At 56.7% G+C, this 245-nt stretch carries 1 protein-coding gene; it reads left to right on the top strand.

Features of this window, described 5'->3' with window-relative positions:
- Positions 1 to 245: CorA family divalent cation transporter (locus AAEZ08_RS23320; protein ID WP_500125234.1), on the top strand; the 245-nt coding region annotated here is incomplete at both ends.

Genomic DNA, 245 nt, shown 5'->3' with positions numbered 1-245 from the left:
CCCAGGAGTTGGCCAATCTGCAACGCCAGTTCAACCTGCATGAACTGGCCATCGAAGATGCCCTGGAAAAACACAGCCGGCCCAAGCTGGAAACCTTCGGCGATGCGCTGTTTATCGTGACCTACTCGCCGGTTCGCCATGAAGGCAAGCTGGAGTTTATCGAAACCCATATCTTTGCCGGCAACGGATACATCATCACTGCCCGCAATGGCCACTCGGCGTCCTACGGTTACGTGCGCCAACGC

The sequence above is a fragment of the Pseudomonas sp. E45-MNA-CIBAN-0222 genome, from assembly GCF_040310405.1.
Lineage (GTDB): Bacteria > Pseudomonadota > Gammaproteobacteria > Pseudomonadales > Pseudomonadaceae > Stutzerimonas > Stutzerimonas stutzeri_AC.
Note: the sequence above shows the minus strand (reverse complement) of the source record. Positions and strands in the feature narration are given on the sequence as shown.